18 protein-coding genes are annotated in these 15,901 nt (G+C 64.4%); 9 read left to right on the top strand and 9 right to left on the bottom strand.

Annotation, left to right across the window (positions count from 1 at the left end; all coding sequences use genetic code 11):
- Positions 1-97: 97 nt before the first annotated feature.
- Entirely contained in the window at positions 98-1,090 is a 993-nt protein-coding gene (locus tag NKI01_RS30230; protein ID WP_352484921.1) for an adenosine kinase, read from the bottom strand.
- Positions 1,091-1,308: 218 nt separating this feature from the next.
- Here NKI01_RS30230 and NKI01_RS30225 point away from each other — a divergent pair, with 218 nt between their 5' ends.
- Complete coding sequence (locus NKI01_RS30225) at positions 1,309-2,199, top strand: DMT family transporter (RefSeq protein ID WP_502899496.1); 891 nt, start codon at positions 1,309-1,311, stop codon at positions 2,197-2,199.
- Between the two features lie 83 nt (positions 2,200-2,282).
- Positions 2,283-2,978, top strand: coding sequence for a sulfate transporter family protein (locus tag NKI01_RS30220; protein WP_352965748.1), 696 nt, complete (start codon positions 2,283-2,285; stop codon positions 2,976-2,978).
- Here NKI01_RS30220 and NKI01_RS30215 read toward each other — a convergent pair.
- The 4 genes from NKI01_RS30215 to NKI01_RS30200 form a co-directional block, all read right to left on the bottom strand.
- Positions 2,975-3,973, bottom strand: coding sequence for a proline racemase family protein (locus NKI01_RS30215; protein ID WP_352484926.1), 999 nt, complete (start codon positions 3,971-3,973; stop codon positions 2,975-2,977). The two genes, NKI01_RS30220 and NKI01_RS30215, sit on opposite strands and share 4 nt — an antisense overlap.
- A gap of 14 nt (positions 3,974-3,987) precedes the next feature.
- Positions 3,988-4,791: an isocitrate lyase/PEP mutase family protein gene (locus NKI01_RS30210; protein WP_352484928.1), complete on the bottom strand. Its 804-nt coding sequence runs from the start codon at positions 4,789-4,791 to the stop codon at positions 3,988-3,990.
- A gap of 77 nt (positions 4,792-4,868) precedes the next feature.
- Positions 4,869-5,723 (bottom strand): hypothetical protein, encoded by an 855-nt coding sequence (locus NKI01_RS30205; protein ID WP_352965746.1) that lies wholly within the window; start codon positions 5,721-5,723, stop codon positions 4,869-4,871.
- A 75-nt stretch (positions 5,724-5,798) separates the two neighbouring features.
- Positions 5,799-6,209, bottom strand: a complete 411-nt coding sequence (locus NKI01_RS30200; RefSeq protein WP_023717927.1) for an SRPBCC family protein — start codon at positions 6,207-6,209, stop codon at positions 5,799-5,801.
- Between the two features lie 81 nt (positions 6,210-6,290).
- Between NKI01_RS30200 and NKI01_RS30195 the strand changes: the two genes are divergently transcribed.
- A complete protein-coding gene (locus NKI01_RS30195) occupies positions 6,291-6,875 on the top strand; it encodes a TetR/AcrR family transcriptional regulator (RefSeq protein ID WP_352965743.1) in 585 nt (194 codons plus the stop codon).
- Between the two features lie 31 nt (positions 6,876-6,906).
- On the opposite strand, the gene NKI01_RS30190 is transcribed toward NKI01_RS30195, so the two are convergent.
- From NKI01_RS30190 to NKI01_RS30180, 3 genes are all read right to left on the bottom strand, one after another.
- Entirely contained in the window at positions 6,907-7,563 is a 657-nt protein-coding gene (locus NKI01_RS30190; protein WP_352484934.1) for an HAD family hydrolase, read from the bottom strand.
- Between the two features lie 13 nt (positions 7,564-7,576).
- Positions 7,577-8,062, bottom strand: a complete 486-nt coding sequence (gene dut, locus NKI01_RS30185; RefSeq protein WP_023717930.1) for a dUTP diphosphatase — start codon at positions 8,060-8,062, stop codon at positions 7,577-7,579.
- Between the two features lie 84 nt (positions 8,063-8,146).
- Entirely contained in the window at positions 8,147-8,617 is a 471-nt protein-coding gene (locus NKI01_RS30180; RefSeq protein ID WP_023717931.1) for an Lrp/AsnC family transcriptional regulator, read from the bottom strand.
- Between the two features lie 115 nt (positions 8,618-8,732).
- On the opposite strand from NKI01_RS30180, the gene NKI01_RS30175 reads away from it, so the two are divergent.
- The 3 genes from NKI01_RS30175 (at position 8,733) to NKI01_RS30165 (ending at position 11,281) form a co-directional block, all read left to right on the top strand.
- Positions 8,733-8,948 (top strand): DUF6356 family protein, encoded by a 216-nt coding sequence (locus tag NKI01_RS30175; RefSeq protein WP_023717932.1) that lies wholly within the window; start codon positions 8,733-8,735, stop codon positions 8,946-8,948.
- Positions 8,949-8,953: 5 nt separating this feature from the next.
- A complete protein-coding gene (locus tag NKI01_RS30170) occupies positions 8,954-9,751 on the top strand; it encodes a class II glutamine amidotransferase (RefSeq protein ID WP_352791989.1) in 798 nt (265 codons plus the stop codon).
- A 156-nt stretch (positions 9,752-9,907) separates the two neighbouring features.
- Positions 9,908-11,281: an amidase gene (locus tag NKI01_RS30165; RefSeq protein WP_352965740.1), complete on the top strand. Its 1,374-nt coding sequence runs from the start codon at positions 9,908-9,910 to the stop codon at positions 11,279-11,281.
- Here the strand turns inward: NKI01_RS30165 and NKI01_RS30160 are convergent.
- Positions 11,275-12,351 carry an NAD(P)/FAD-dependent oxidoreductase gene (locus NKI01_RS30160; protein ID WP_352791990.1) on the bottom strand — a complete coding sequence of 359 codons (1,077 nt, stop codon included), beginning with the start codon at positions 12,349-12,351 and terminating at the stop codon, positions 11,275-11,277. The two genes, NKI01_RS30165 and NKI01_RS30160, sit on opposite strands and share 7 nt — an antisense overlap.
- A 117-nt stretch (positions 12,352-12,468) precedes the next feature.
- Between NKI01_RS30160 and NKI01_RS30155 the strand changes: the two genes are divergently transcribed.
- The 3 genes from NKI01_RS30155 (at position 12,469) to NKI01_RS30145 (ending at position 15,670) form a co-directional block, all read left to right on the top strand.
- Entirely contained in the window at positions 12,469-13,059 is a 591-nt protein-coding gene (locus NKI01_RS30155) for a TetR/AcrR family transcriptional regulator (RefSeq protein WP_352484939.1), read from the top strand.
- A 4-nt stretch (positions 13,060-13,063) separates the two neighbouring features.
- The gene (locus tag NKI01_RS30150; protein WP_352484940.1) at positions 13,064-13,990 is read left to right on the top strand and encodes a haloalkane dehalogenase; all 927 of its coding nucleotides are present in this window, start codon (positions 13,064-13,066) and stop codon (positions 13,988-13,990) included.
- A gap of 87 nt (positions 13,991-14,077) precedes the next feature.
- A complete protein-coding gene (locus NKI01_RS30145) occupies positions 14,078-15,670 on the top strand; it encodes a peptide chain release factor 3 (protein WP_352484942.1) in 1,593 nt (530 codons plus the stop codon).
- Positions 15,671-15,901: the final 231 nt, after the last annotated feature.

Raw genomic sequence — 15,901 nt, 5'->3', positions numbered from 1 at the left:
TCACTGCCATCGCGATTCCCTCAGACCGTCCACCTCAGAGAATCACAATCAGCGAATTACGCAACAGGCCCACAAGGGGAGAAGGAAAGAGGTGTCGCTACAACAACCCCGCCTGCTCGGCCTCTCGGCGCAGATTCTGCCGTGGCCTTGGGCCGATCTGCTGGATGACCAGTCCGGCCGCCAGCGAGCCGAGATCACCGCACTGCTTCAGGCCGCGGCCTTGCGTGTAGCCGTAGAGGAAGCCGGCGGCGTAGAGGTCGCCGGCGCCTGTCGTGTCGACCAGCTCGCGGATCCTGGTCGCCTCGATGGTGACGGTCTCGTCGCGGCGCACGATGACCGAGCCCTTTTCCGAACGGGTGACAATGGCGATCTTGCAGTCCCTGCGGATCTGCGCCAGCGCCTCGTCGAAGGACGCGGTCTGGTAGAGCGACTTGATCTCGTGGCTGTTGGCAAAGACGATATCCACGGTGCCGGAGCGCATCAGGTCGAGGAATTCGTCGCGGTAACGGTCGACGCAGAACGAGTCCGACAATGTCATCGATACTTCGCGCCCGGCGGCATGGGCGAACTTCGCCGTCTGCCGGAACGCTTCCTTGGCGCGCGGCGGGTCCCACAGATAGCCCTCGAAATAGGTGACGGCGGCGCCCGACGCCTTGTCGGCCTCAACATCCTCCGGGCCGAGCTCGACGCAGGCGCCGAGATAGGTGTTCATCGAGCGCTCGCCGTCCGGCGTGACGAAGATCATCGAGCGCGCCGTCGGCGGTTCGCCATCGAGCGGTTTTGTGTCGAAGGCGACGCCCTGGGCATGCATGTCATGCGCGTAAATTTTGCCGAGCGCGTCGTTGGAGACCTTGCCGAAGAAAGCGGCGCGACCGCCGAAGGAGGCGACGCCCGCCGCCGTGTTGCCGGCGCTGCCGCCCGAGGCTTCAATGGCCGGGCCCATGCGGCTGTAGAGCAGTTCGGCGCGCCTCGTGTCGATCAAATTCATCGCGCCCTTGATGATGCCGTTGGTCTCCAGGAACGCCTCATCGCACTGGGCGATGATGTCGACGATGGCATTTCCGATACAAAGCACGTCATAGTCCGGCATCAATTCATGTCTCCGCCAAAAACCCACCGGCTTTCTGCCATGCCGGGCGCGGGCGGGTCTAGCGGTTTGATGCGGCTTTGCCTAGTCGACAATGCGACGATCCGACGAATGTCAGCATAGCCACCATCGTTGGATGGCGGCCGAAGCATTTCTCGCGTGCCTGGCTTACAAGCATGGCTGAGATGAGCGATGCCCAGAGGTCCCCGCCGGCCATGTCTATGAAAACCGACACGAGGATCGAGCTGGTGCTGCTCGTCGTGTTGGCAGTGCTCTGGGGTGCATCCTACAGCTTCATCAAGATCGGCGTCGCGACGATCCCGCCGGTGACGCTGATCGCCGCGCGAACCCTGGTCGCGGGTGGCATCCTGTTCGCCCTGATCCGCTGGCGCGGGCTGGCCTTGCCGGGTGATGCCGCAAGCTGGCGCCGGTTTGCATTCCAGGCATGCCTCAACAGCGTCGTGCCGTTCACGCTGATCGCTTGGGCCGAGCGCTCGCTGGATGCCGGGCTGGCCACGATCCTGAATGCGACCTCGCCGATCTTCACCTTTCTGCTGACCGCCCTCATCACCCGCCACGAACCGGCGACCATGCGCAAGCTGTTTGGCGTCGCGGCGGGAATAGCCGGAATATGCCTCGTTGTCGGCGCCCCGGCACTTGGCGGCCTCGGACAGCAATTGTTGCCGCAACTTGCCGTGGTCGCGGCGACGATCTGCTATGCCGGCGCGGCCGTTTTCGGCCGCGGCTTCAGGGAGCTCGACCCGATGGTGCCGGCCGCCGGTTCGATGCTCTGCGGCGCCGCGATGCTGATCCCGTTGAGCCTTGCGTTCGACCGGCCATGGACCCTGGCGCCATCGACAGATTCGGTCCTTGCGCTGCTCGGGCTTTCGGTATTTTCAACCGCGCTGGCCTTCTCGATCTATTTCCGCCTTCTCCATACGCTGGGCTCCGTCGGCACCACCTCGCAAGCCTATCTGCGGGTGCCGATCGGCGTTGGCATCGGAGCCGTGTTCCTTGGCGAAAGCCTTACTCCGAGCGCGTGGTGGGGGATGGCGCTGGTCGTCGCCGGCGTGGCGGCGATGACCATTCCCCAGGCGAAGGTCGCGCGCTAGGAAGCCGCGCTTGCGACTTGGGCCGTCTCCGCCTATTCGGAGATATCAGCCACGGGCACGTTTGACATGGGATTGGAAACGCCGTGATCCTCGACGCTGCCCGTGCCGCCCTGAGCCGGCTGTTCTCGCCCGAATTCCGTTCCGTGTTCGTGAAGACGCTGGGGCTGACCTTGCTGGCGCTGGCTGCGCTTTGGTTCGGGATAAAGAGCCTGTTCGACTGGCTGGCCTGGCCGTGGATCGATGCATGGCTGCCGGCGCTTCCCTCCTGGGCCGGTTGGCTGGGCGCCGTCGTCGCCGGCATCGGCCTTGCACTGGGGCTGGCGCTTTTCATCGCGCCGGTGACGGCGATTATCGCCGGCCTGTTCCTCGACGACGTTGCCGACACGGTCGAGCGCACCGACTATCCCAACGATCCGCCCGGCCGCGCCGTGCCGGCGCTACGCTCGCTGGTGCTGGCGATCAGGTTCTTCGGCGTCGTCATCCTCGGCAATATCGTCGCCCTGCTGCTTCTGCTGGTGCCAGGCATCAACATTGCCGCTTTCTTCGTCGTCAACGGCTATCTGCTCGGGCGCGAGTTCTTCGAATTCGCGGCCATGCGCTTTCGCCCGGAGGCCGAGGCCAAGGCGCTGCGCAGAAAGCACGCGGTCACCGTGTTCCTGGCCGGGCTGGTCGTCGCGGCCTTCCTCGCCGTGCCGCTGCTCAACCTTTTGACGCCGCTGTTCGCCGCCGCCATGATGGTGCATCTGCACAAGGCGATCTCGGCGCGGGATGATGCTTAGCGCAGCAGAAAACCCCTGCCCAGCTCGTCGTCGTCCTCGACGATGAATTCGGCTCGGCCTGAGTAGTAGGCGCGGCCGCCGACGCGGGCGATGATGGCGTCATGCGGCCCGGCTTTGGCCGTGCGTACGACCGCGCCGGAAAAGCGCGAGCCGGCGATGCTCTCGAACAGCCGTGTCCGGCCAATCTCGATCTGGCCCTTGGCGTGCATGGCCGCCAGCCGCGCGGTGACGCCCGAGCCGGTCGGCGAACGGTCGACCTCGGCTTCGGCGAAAACGCAGATGTTTTTGGTCGGCGTATCGGAGATCGCATCCTGTCCGTCGGTCAGGATGGTGCCGTAGAGAAAGGCGAGATCGGCATGGTCGGGATGCGACAGCGGCAATTCGGCCTTGAGCTTATTGGTCAGCGCCGTCGCTGCGTCGACGAAATCGCGCACCCGGTTCCTGCCGAATTCCAGCCCGAACTGGCGGCAGTCGGCCAGCGCATAGAAGGCGCCGCCATAGGCGATGTCGAAGCCGACTGCGCCGTAGCCCGGCAGCTCGATCCGCTGGTCGCGGGCAAACAGAAACGCCGGCACGCTTTCGAATGACACCGCACCGGCCTTGCCATCCCTTACCTCGACCGCAGCCGAAATCAGCCCGCATGGCGCCTCGATATTGACCGTCGTCATCGGCTCGCGTGGCGCCACCAGCCGCTCGTCGACGGCATAGCGGCCGAGCGCGACGATGGCGTGGCCGCACATCGTCGAATAGCCTTCATTGTGCATGAACAGCACCGCGAGGTCGGCGCCCGGCAGGTCAGGCTCCACCAGCAGCGCGCCATACATGTCGTAATGGCCGCGCGGCTCGAACATCAGGATCTTTCTGAGATGATCGAGATGGTCGCGCACATAGGCACGCCTTTCGAGAATCGTGCCCTTGGGAATGTCGGGGTAGCCGCCGGTGACGATCCGCAGTGGCTCGCCGCCGGTGTGCATGTCGACGACGGTGAGCGTCATTCGCCGGGGCCTACCTAGGCTGAAGATTTGGCAAACAGCGCCTGCAGCTTGCCGAACGGCATGGCGGCGCGGGTGAAGCCGAACGTGCCGTCCTGCTGGATCTCGCGCGCCGCGGTCTCCAGCATGCCGAAGGCGAAATTGGTGAGCCATGGGCCGAGCGAGACGCGCTTTACCCCCGCCATGGCTAGGTCGGCGATGGTGAAGCCAGGCCTGGCCATGACGTTGACCGGCCTGGTCAGCGCCGAGCAGACGGTCCGCACCGTCTCGATGTCGCTCAGCCCTGGTGCATAGAGCACGTCGGCGCCGGCTTTCTCGAACGCCTGCAGCCGCTTGATCGTATCGTCGAGGTCGGGCTTGCCCCACAGGAAATTCTCGGCCCGCGCGGTGAAGACGAAATCGCGTTTCAGCGCCCGTGCCGCTTCCGCCGCCGCCGCGACGCGCTCGACCGCATGCGAAAAATCATAGATCGGCTTGTCGGGCTCGCCGGTATGGTCCTCGATCGAGCAGCCGGCGAGGCCAGCCGCCTCGGCGGCGAAGATCGTCTCGCCGGCACTTGTCGCGCTGTCGCCCTTGCCCTTTTCGAGATCCGCCGAAACCGGCAGCCCGGTCGCCGCCGACACTTCACGGCAATGGTGGATCATCGCCTCGAACGTCACCGCGCCATCGGGCAGGCCGCGCGAAAAGGCAAAACCGGCGCTGGTCGTCGCCAGCGCCTTGAAGCCGAACGAGGCCAAAAGCTTGGTCGTGCCGACGTCCCAGGAATTGGCCATGACGAAGATCGAGGCATGCAGGTCGCGAAAAATCTTGCCCTTATCCATGGATGCTCCCCTCCAGTGCAGAATGTGAGGCAAATTCTAGCCCGGCGGAACGCGCCGGGCAAACAAATGCGGTTGGCTCAGAAGCGTTTGGCGTTCTCTTCTGCCAATCGGTCCAGCGCGTCGGAATCCTTGACGTAGTGCGAAGCGTTTTTGTCCCAATGATAGGTGACGGAAATGTTGCGCGAAGACGCCGCTGGCGGCTGCTGGCCGTCGCAGCTTTCTTCGCCCGGTAGCGTCGCGTCGGTCACCGTAACCTTGATGGCTGCATAGGGCTGGCCGTCAGCAATCGCCTGGAACGCCGCATTCTGCGTCCTTCGGTTGGTGCAGAGGTTTTCGTCGAACGTATAGATCATGTCGATCAGCTCGAACCTCTCGCTGCGGACCATGATCAGCGGCGTGATCCCATAGCCCTGACTCGAATTGAAATGCGTGCTCATGCTGATGATGGCGTCGTCACCAGGCCCGATCGGCAGCTTGCCCGGATCGCGAAGATAGGTGATGCGGTCGACAGCGACATTGACCGCGTCGAGCAGGGCCGGCTTGCCGGTGATGTCGTAGAGTGCCAGCACCGCATAGCCCTCGGCACTGTCAGGCGAGTCGCCGAGGTCGAACAGCATGGTCAGCCGCTCCTTGCCGCCGGCCTTGATGCCGAGCACGCCGGCGTTGGAAAGACCCGACGTCGCCGGCGGCGAGCCGTCGTAGTCCGGACCAGCGATGTGGCGCATCTCGATCGGCATCGAACCCCGGAAAAAGCCGTCCTTGTCCGCGGCCAGATCGGGAATGACCATCCTGGCGAGATCGAGATAGGTGACATCGCCGTGGCCAGGGACGGCGCTGCCGAGCTCCGGCAAGCTGACGGCCTCCGCTCTGCCCGTCCAAAGACAAGGCAGCAGCAGGCAGGCAAAGATGAAACGAAGCAGGGAGAAGGTCATGCGCGCGCTCGTTATGTCGGGCGCGCGCAAGCTAGAGCATTTTGCGGCCAAGGGGAAACACCTGGCGTTGCCTCACTATGTTGGCTTGGCTTCGGTCGCCAGGGTCTGCTGGAAAACCGGCACCAGGTGATCCATGGCGGCTGCGAGCCACGCGCCGAGTTCGTCGGGCAGAGTGTCGTGGATCCAGACCAGGCGGCTCCGGCCCTCGCCCTCGGCAAAGACCTGCATGGAAGTGTTATCGTGGGTGACCTCGTCGCCGAGCCATCCCCACACGATCCGCCGGCTCTGCTCGTCGCGAGCGATGAGCCGCTCTCGCACAATCTTGCCGTCGGCGAACATAAGGGCCCGCACGTCGCCCTCCTCCACCCGGCAGTCGACGAAAACGCCTGGGGCTATCCGTTGGGCGCCGCCGGCGAAGTCGCCGACTGTCGCCCATACGCTTTCCGGTGGAGCATCTACGATGATTTCCCTGACTATCGAAGCCATGTTTCGCCTTCCTTCGTTAACAGGTAGACCTGTCTGTCTACATGTGTAGATATACAGACCTGTCTGCTATACAGTCAAGGCATGTCCACAGCCCGAATCAACGATCGCCCCGAAAGCCTTGCGCGCCGCCGCATCCTCGATACGGCGACCGCGCTGTTTTGTCTGGAGGGGGTCCGTGCAGTCGGCATCGACCGCATTATCGCCGAAGCCGGCGTTGCCAAGGCGACGTTCTATCATCACTTCGCGGCCAAGGACGACCTCGTCCGCGCCTACATCGAGGAGCTCAGCAAGGGGGGACGGGCGGCGATCGCGAAGCTTGACCGGCGGCCGCCTCGCCAGATGATCCTTGCCATATTCGATCTCATCGCCGACGCGGCGGATCAGCCGGGCTACCGCGGCTGCCCCTTCCAGAACGCCGCTGCCGAATACCCCGATCCCAGCAGCCCGGTTCGCCAGGCGATCGATAAGCATCGTCACTGGAAGTGGGGCATCCTAAGGGATCTGCTGATCGCGGACGCAAATCGCGATCCGGACCGCACTGCGGACGCGCTAACGGTGGCGGCCGACGGCCTCCTTGTCGTCAGTCATCTCGACAGGCCGGCCAATCTGCGCAGTCTCATACGCGACACGGTCGACCGAGTACTTGGAGCGTCACGCCCGGTCTGAGATCGAGCGCGTACAGCCTGCGCAAAGGCGATTAGTGGATCGGCACCAGCCCGGCCAGTTCACGCATGTCGTCGAACAGGATGCCGCCGGCTTCGCTCAGTCCGTCGCGGTCGGAAAGCGGGTCGCCGTGATAGGAATAGACGCGCATGCCGGCGGCGATGCCGGCTGCCGTCCCGGCGACGCTGTCCTCGATGACGATGCAATCGGCGGGCGCGAAGCCCATCGTCGCTGCCGCATGCAGGAAGAGATCGGGGAACGGCTTGCCACGCGAGACCATGGTCGAGCTGAACAGCGCATGCTCAAACAGCGGCAGCAGCCCGGTCTGACCGAGTGTGATGTGCATTTTCGATACCCGTGCCGACGAGGCGACGCAGGTGGCGATGCCGGCGGCGTGCACGGTTTCGATGAACTCGCGAACGTAGGGGATGGCCTCGACGCCATGCGCGAACAGGTCCGGCAGGCCGGCGTTCCAGCGCTCGACAAAATCGGCGCCGAGGCTGACGCCGGTCGCCTCGACTTCCTTCTGCACCGAGACCATGCTGCGGCCGGAGAAATTCTTGCGGCAATATTCGAAGCTGGCCGGAAAGCCTGCCGCGCTCAGCCACTCGGCGAGGCGCCGGTTGGCCAAGTTCTCGGTGTCGACCAGAACCCCGTCGCAATCGAAGATGACGAGCTTGGGGATCTTCATTTCGCCGCGCTCATCAGGCCGTGCCGGTCGATCCGAAGCCACCGGAGCCGCGCGTTGTGCCGCCGGCCAATGTGCGCTCCTCGACGGTCGCCTGCGTCACCGGGGCGAAGACGATCTGGGCAATCCGCATGCCGCGCGTCACCGCGAAATCCTCGTCGCCGAGATTGATCAGCAGCACCTTGACCTCGCCGCGATAGTCGCTGTCGATGGTGCCGGGCGTGTTGAGACAGGTGAGCCCGTGCTTGAAGGCGAGGCCCGAACGCGGCCGGACCTGGCCTTCGACGCCTTCGGGAATTTCCAGGACCAGGCCGGTCGGCACCAGCGCGCGCTTTCCCGGCAGGATCAAGAGCGGCCTGTCGTCCGGGACGGCGGCGCGCAGGTCCATGCCGGCGGCGCCCGAGCTCTCATAGGCGGGAAGCGGCAATCCCTCGCCATGCGGCAGCCTGACGAAGCCGACAGCCGGACCGATGACGGAGGTGGGATAAAGTGCTGCGCGCATAAGGCCGATCCTATCGTCGCGAACGCCGGTCCAGTCAACTCGGCGACAATGCTATCAACGGCTTTCTTTCAGCGCAGTTCCGCCTCAGCGCAGTTCCATCGGAACGATCGTGGTCTCCTTGATCTCTTCCATGACGAACGAGGCCGAAACGTCCGACAACGCCACCTTGGCGATCAACCGCTGGTAGAGCCGGTCATAGGCTTTGACGTCGGCGACACGGGCGCGCAAGACATAGTCGAGATCGCCGGACATGCGGTAGGCGCCGGTGATCTCGGCAAAGCCGGTCACCGCCGCCCGGAATTTTTGCAGCCAGTCGGGATCGTGATTCGAGGTGCGGATCAGGATGAACACGGAAAGGCCGAGCCCGAGCTTGTCGGCGTCGACCAGCGCCACGCGGCCGGTGATGACGCCGTCTTCCTCCAGCCGCTTGACCCGGCGCCAGCAGGCATTGCGCGACAGCGATATTCTTGCCGAGAGCTGGTCGACGGACAGCGTGCCGTCGCGCTGCAGCTCGGCCAGCAATCTCCGGTCTATTTCGTCGATTTCCGGCGTCATGTGGGATGTTTGTCCCAAAATTCAGCCTTTCACAAGGACAATTTGGGACCGATGAACCGAACACCCATGCCAGGATATTCATCGTCGGCTCTTCATGCTGGCAGGAGGGACCGACATGACCGCACGGCTCGCAAGACTTTTCACCTCTCACCCGGCTGCGGTCGGCGAGAGTTATTTCGGCCATATGGCTTTCGCCGCATGGTTCTCGTCGCGATTGTTCATGGCGGCTTTTGCCGCGCTCATTCATGCTTTCTTGCCGTTTCTGTTCGAGACCACGGCAAGCGGCATCATCCGTGAGCTCTACGAGCGGACGCATAACAGGGGACGTTAGGCGCTATGTGCCGGTGGGCCGCCTATCTCGGCGAAGCCGTCTTTCTCGAAGACATCGTCACGGCGCCCTGCCACTCGCTGATCGCCCAGAGCCACTGCGCCCAGGAAGCCAAATCGCCGACCAATGGCGATGGTTTTGGCTTGGCCTGGTATGGCGACCGACCGGAGCCCGGCCTCTATCGCGACATCCTGCCGGCCTGGTCGGACCCCAATCTGAAAAGCCTGTGCCGGCAGATCAAGTCAGGCCTGTTCCTCGCCCATATCCGGGCTTCGACCGGTGGCGCCACCAGCCGCATGAACTGTCATCCGTTCATTTCGGGCCGCTGGTCGTTCATGCACAATGGCCAGATCGGCGGCTTCGAAAAGATCCGTCGCGCGCTGGAGAATTCGCTCTCCGACGCCGCCTTCGACCAGCGTGAGGGCGCCACGGATTCGGAACTGTTCTTTCTGATGATGACCGAAGAGGACCTGGCAGGTGATCCGCAGGGCGCCGTATCGCGCGCCACCAGCCGCGTCATCGACGCCTCGCGCCGCGGCGGCTTCGAGCCGGCGCTGAAATTGACGGCGGCTTTTTCCGACGGACAATCGCTTTACGCGGTGCGCTATACGAGCGACGGCCACGCGCCGACGCTCTACACGTCCGTCCGCAATGGCGGAGGCCGTTGCGTCGTGTCGGAACCCTTCGACCGCGACGGCAGCGACTGGCAGGCGATTCCGCCCTCGAGCTTCGTCACCATCGGCAGAGACGGCATGAGCATTCGTCCGTTTGTGCCCGCCGCGGCAAAGCTGGCGCTGGCCGTGTAGATTCCTCGCTACGCGTCGCAGGACAGCGCCGATTGCAGCAGGCAGCGCAATTCCGATCAAGCACCGCCTGTCCTCGAATGCTGAACTCGGCTTGAAGACGCGCCGTTGCCCGCCATTTGGTGAGGCTGGCGCCGCTGGCAAGCCGGAGTATTGGTCATGGACCTCGCCTTTTCCTCCGCCACAGAATTGGTTGCCGCCATTCGTGACCGCAAGATTTCCGCTGTGGAAGCGCTGGACGCGCATCTGGCGCAGATCGACAGGCACAATGAGGCGGTCAATGCCGTCGTAACCCTCGATCGGGAAGGTGCGCGGCAGCGCGCCGGCAAGGCCGACGAAGCGCAGGCGCGCGGCGAAGCCCTTGGGCCGCTGCACGGCGTGCCGTTCACACTGAAGGACACGCACGAAACCGCGGGCATGAGAACCACTGTCGGCTTCCCGGCCTTCGCCGACTATGCCGCGAGGGCAGACAGTCCAGTCGTTGCACGGCTGAAGGCGGCAGGCGGCATATTGGTGGGCAAGACGAACGTGGCGACAATGCTTAGTAACTGGCAGTCGAGCAATCCGCTGTTCGGCCGTACCGGCAATCCTTGGGACCTCCAGCGCACCGCCGGCGGCTCCAGTGGCGGTGCGGCGGCGGCGCTCAGCGCTGGAATGACGCCGTTCGAGGTCGGCACCGACATGCAGGATTCGATCCGGCTGCCCGCTGCCTTTTGCGGCGTCTACGGCCTCAAGCCGACCGAGCACCGCGTCTCGCTCGCCGGCGCCTTCCCCGATCCAGGCGGCGCGCCGCGCAGCGTCCGGCGGATCTCCTGCCTCGGACCGATGGCGCGCAGCGTCGAAGACCTGGTACTGATCTACCGCCTCATTGCCGGGCCGGATGGAAGCGACACCGACCTTGCGCCGGTACCGGTCGAAAGCATGCCGGAGTTGGATCTCAGGAATTTGCGCATCGCCATCGCGCCGTCCTTTCCGGGCTTTCCGGTGGTCGGCGAGATCAGCGCGGTGGTCGAAAGTCTGGCAAAAGAGCTTCAGGCCGCGGGCGCCATCGTCGAGGAAGCCAAATTGCCGGAGCTCGACCTGCACGACGACCTGGAGCAGGGCGGCGTCCTGATCGGCATGATGCTGGAGGCGGCGCAGCCCGAACCACCGGAGAAGCCGACGCCGGTCTCGCGCTGGTTCGAGGCGCTCGCCCGCCGCGACCGCTCCATCCTGGCGTGGGATCGGTTCTTCGACGGTTGCGACGCCTTGCTGTGCCCGGTCGCAATGGTCACCGCCTTCCCGCATTGCGAGCCGGGAACGCCGATCGAGGTCGACGATAGCGAGCAAAGCTACTGGATGCTGCCGGCCTATGGCGCGGTGTTCAACTACAGCGGCCATCCCGCACTGTCGCTGCCCCGCGGACAGGACAGCAATGGCCTGCCCATCGGACTACAGCTTGTTGGCAAACGCTGGTCGGAGTCGCGCCTGCTCGGGATCGCCAGGGCAATCGAGCCGCTGGCCGGCGGCTTTCGCCGCCCGCCCGGTTATTGAGTAAACCGCGCCAGCCCGTAGGGATCAAGCAGCGGATCGCGATCGCCGTCGAGGATCTCGCGGGCGGCGAACAGGCCGACGGCCGGTGCCAGCGTGATGCCGGAATGCATAACGGCGACGTAGACGCCGCCCCCGCCTTCGGCGCGGCCGATGATCGGAAAGCCGTCGACCGGCGTCGGCCGGTAGCCAATGGTGTGGAAATCGAGTTCCAGCCCATCTGCGCCGCGCAGCATGGCCTTCATCGCCGCAAACAGGTCGCGGGCGGTCGCCGCGGCATCCATGCCGGGATCGGCGCCGCCGAAATCCGAGCCGGCGATGATGCGGCCTTCCGCGGTCTGGCGCATATGCAGTCGGTCGCCGATCACCAGGCCGTTGAGCAGCTTTTGGTAGGGGCGCGAATGCACGATCAGGCCGGGCGGTGTCCCGATCGGCAGTTCTATCCCGGCTGTTGCCGCTAGTGCCGGAGAGCCGGCTCCGGCCGCGATCACCACCTCGTCGGCAACAATCCGCCCGGCGGATGTGTCGACACCGGAGACCTGGCCGTTGGCCCGCACAAGCGCGGTCGCGGTAACTCCTGTCAGCAGCCGCGCGCCGCGCCGTTCGGCGTCGGCCAGCAGTGCTTGCGTGGCGGCGACCGGCTCGGCGACACCTTCCTCGGCGACATAAAGGGCGAAGTCGGGAAGTTCGGTCAGATTGGGCTCGATGCGCGCAGCTCCGGCACGGTCGACACGCTCGATGCCGTAGCCCCAGGCGGAGTGCTCGGCCGCATAGGCCTCAAGTTCGGGACGTGGCAGGTCCCAGCACAGGCCGCCGCACCATTGCAACGGGATGCCGGGCACCTCGTTCGCCAGTCGCGTCCATTCGGCCATCGACCGAATGCGCAGCCGGAAATAGGGCTCCGGATTGCCCCAGCTGGCATTGATCCAGGCAAAGGAATTCGGCGTCGCGACGCCGCCGGCGCCGCTGCCGGCAATGACCGTCACCTTTGCTCCGGCCTTGGTCAGGTGCCAAGCGATGGAGGCGCCCATGATGCCGGCGCCGGTGACAATCACTTCTTTCGCCTCTGTCATGCTTCACTCCTCGTTCCAACGCCACCACCGCGATGCCATTGCCCGTGGGTTCTGCCAAGAGCGCGCGGTATCAAATATGCTTCTTGGCTTTAATACGTACGTACGTATTGTATCGATATGGCCAGACATTCACTTCGCGAAAAACTTCTCGACGCCGGTTTCAAAACCATCTGGAATTCCGGCTATTCGTCCGCCGGCGTACGCGACATCGTCGCCGCGGCCGATGCCCGCCCGGGGTCCTTCACCAATCATTTTGCCTCCAAGGAGGCGTTCACCGGCGAGGTGCTGGACCGCTATTTCGCCTATGTGAGCGGCTTGGTGGAGCAGGCCCTCGCCCGAGACGGCACGCCCCCGGTCGGGCGCTTGCGCCGCTATCTCGAAATCATCACGTCGAAGCTGGAGGCGCATGATTGGGCACGGGGCTGCATGATCGGCAATCTCAGCCTCGAGACGGCGGCTCACAGTGAGGCGCTGAGGCTACAACTCGTCGCCATTTTCGAACGCTGGCGTAAGCCCTTTGCCGAATGCATCGCCGAAGGCCAGGCGGCCGGCGATATCACCGACGCGTTCGATGCCGAGGATCTCGCCGATTTCCTTTTGAGTTCCTGGCAAGGCGCGATGCTGCGCATGAAGGTGGAGCGCAGTCCCGAGCCGCTCGAGCGTTTCAAGAATATCGTCTTCAAAACAGTCTTCGCAAAAAGGAGCTGATCCGATGAACCCGAAACTCGAAAAGCAGCAATCCCGCACAATGTTGCCGCGCTCGCAAGTCGCGGTACTCGATTCCACCATCTCCTATGTCGAGGCAGGCACGGCTGGCCCGACGGTAATCTTCCTGCACGGCAACCCGACGTCATCCTACGTCTGGCGCGACATCATCCCGCATGTGGCGCCGTTCGGCCGCTGCATCGCACCCGACCTGATCGGCTATGGCCAGTCCGGCAAGCCGGACATCGACTATCGCTTCTTCGACCACGTCCGGTATCTCGATGCTTTCCTTGAGGCGCTTGGCGTCGCCGACATGGTGGTCGTCGCGCAGGACTGGGGCACCGCACTCGCCTTCCATCTCGCGGCCCGGCGGCCGCAGCGGATCCTCGGACTCGCCTTCATGGAATTCATCCGCCCCTTCGAGAGCTGGGACGATTTCCACCAGCGTCCGCAGGCGCGCGAATTGTTCAAGGCAATGCGCACGCCTGGCGTCGGTGAGAAGCTTGTCTTGGAAGACAACGTCTTCGTCGAAAGGGTGCTGCCGGCCGCTGTGCTGCGCACGATGAGCGATGAGGAAATGGCCGCCTACCGGGCGCCCTTCCCGACACCGCAATCGCGCAAGCCGGTCCTGCGGCTGCCGCGCGACCTGCCGATCGAAGGCCAGCCTGCCGATGTCACCGCCATCAGTGAGCACGACCATTGGGCGCTCCGGGCTTCCTCCTACCCGAAGCTGCTTTTCTCAGGCGATCCCGGCGCCCTCGTCTCGCCGCAGGCGGCCCGGGAATTCGCGGCTGGGCTGAAGAATTGCCGCCTGATCGATCTCGGACCCGGCGCGCATTATCTGCAGGAGGACCATGCCGACAAGATCGGCACCGCAATTGCCGAGTGGATTCCCGAGATAGCCACTGAGAGCCGTGCGACCGAACCGGCCTGACGCCGGAGCATGGCCACTGCCAGCGGAGAGGTCGACAGCTCTGCACTCCGCTGCTAGAAGCCCGGCCTCACACGGAAATCCTGAAAAATGTCCGAAATGATTACAGAAGCGGTATCGCGCCGCCGCACTTTCGCGATCATCGCGCACCCCGACGCCGGCAAGACCACGCTCACCGAAAAGTTGCTTTTGTTCGGCGGCGCGATCCAGCTTGCCGGCGAGGTCAAGGCCAAGAAGGACCGTATCCAGACCCGCTCCGACTGGATGAAGATCGAGCGCGAGCGCGGCATTTCGGTGGTCACCTCGGTGATGACGTTCGAATATGAGGACACTGTCTTCAACCTGCTCGACACGCCAGGCCACGAGGATTTCGCCGACGACACCTATCGCACGCTGTCGGCGGTCGACAGTGCGGTCATGGTCATCGACGCCGCCAAGGGCATCGAGCCGCGCACGCTGAAACTGTTCGAGGTCTGTCGGCTGCGCGACATCCCGATCATCACCTTCGTCAACAAGATGGACCGCGAAAGCCGCGACCCGTTCGATATCCTCGACGAGATCGAGCAGAAGTTGGCGCTGGACACAGCACCGATCACCTGGCCGATCGGCCGCGGCAAGACCTTTTCCGGCACCTACCATCTGGCGCTGAACGCGGTGCGCAAGGGCGACGCCGAAAAGGAGCGCACGCCGGTCCACGGCCCCGATTCCAACCGCGTTGCCGGCCTGCTGCCGGAGAACGAGCGCGAGGCTTTCATCGAAGAGCTGGAGCTGGCGCGCGAAGCCTGCCGCCCGCTCGACCTCGATGCCTTCCGCGAGGGCCATCTGACGCCGGTCTATTTCGGCTCGGCGCTGCGCAATTACGGCGTGCGCGACCTGATCGAGGCGCTCGGCGCCTATGGGCCGCCGCCGCGTGCGCAGGAGGCCGACAGCCGCAAGGTCGAGGCGACCGAGGACAAGATGACGTCCTTCGTCTTCAAGATCCAGGCCAATATGGACCCCAACCACCGCGACCGCATCGCCTTCGTCCGGGTCTGCTCCGGCAAGCTCGAGCGCGGCATGAAGGCCAAGCTGGTGCGCACGGGCAAGCCGATGAGCCTGTCGGCGCCGCAATTCTTCTTCGCCCGCACCCGCGTCACCGCCGACGAGGCGTTTGCCGGCGATGTCGTCGGCATCCCCAACCACGGCACGCTGCGCATCGGCGACACGCTGACCGAGGGCGAGGAGATCCTGTTTCGCGGCGTGCCGAATTTCGCGCCTGAAATCCTGCGCCGCGTTCGCCTCGGCGACGCGATGAAAGCCAAGAAACTCAAGGAGGCGCTGCATCAGATGGCCGAGGAAGGCGTCGTGCAATTGTTCTCGCCGGAGGACGGCTCGCCGGCCATCGTCGGTGTCGTCGGCGCCCTGCAGCTCGACGTGCTAAAGGAGCGGCTGAACTTCGAATACACGCTGCCGGTCGATTTCGAGATGTCGCGCTTTTCCGTCTGCCGCTGGATATCGGCCGACGACAGGGCCGAACTCCAGCGCTTCATCGAAGCGCATCGCGGCGACATCGCCCGCGACCTCGACAATGATCCAGTGTTCCTCGCCCAGCACGCCTTCTCGCTAAACTACGAAGCCGAACGCTGGAAGGCGATCCGCTTCGCGGCGGTGAAGGATTACCAGGTCCGCGACAGAGCGGCTTGATGCGGCGCTTTCCTTCTCCCCTTGCGGGAGAAGGTGTCGCCGAAGGCGACGGATGAGGGGTGTTCCAGGAAACACCAACGTCTCATTCCGTCCAACACCCCTCAACCGTCTCGGCGCCTTGCGCCGATCCACCTTCTCCCCTTACAGGGCAGGGGAATCGCATATGGCGATTTTGGGGTTGAGTTTAGGCTGAGAAAGGATTCTTTGGAGAGGCAGTTGAGCGAAGGAGCG

The organism is Mesorhizobium sp. M0815, from assembly GCF_040319995.1.
Classification (GTDB): domain Bacteria; phylum Pseudomonadota; class Alphaproteobacteria; order Rhizobiales; family Rhizobiaceae; genus Mesorhizobium.
This window is presented reverse-complemented; position numbering and strand designations above follow the sequence as displayed.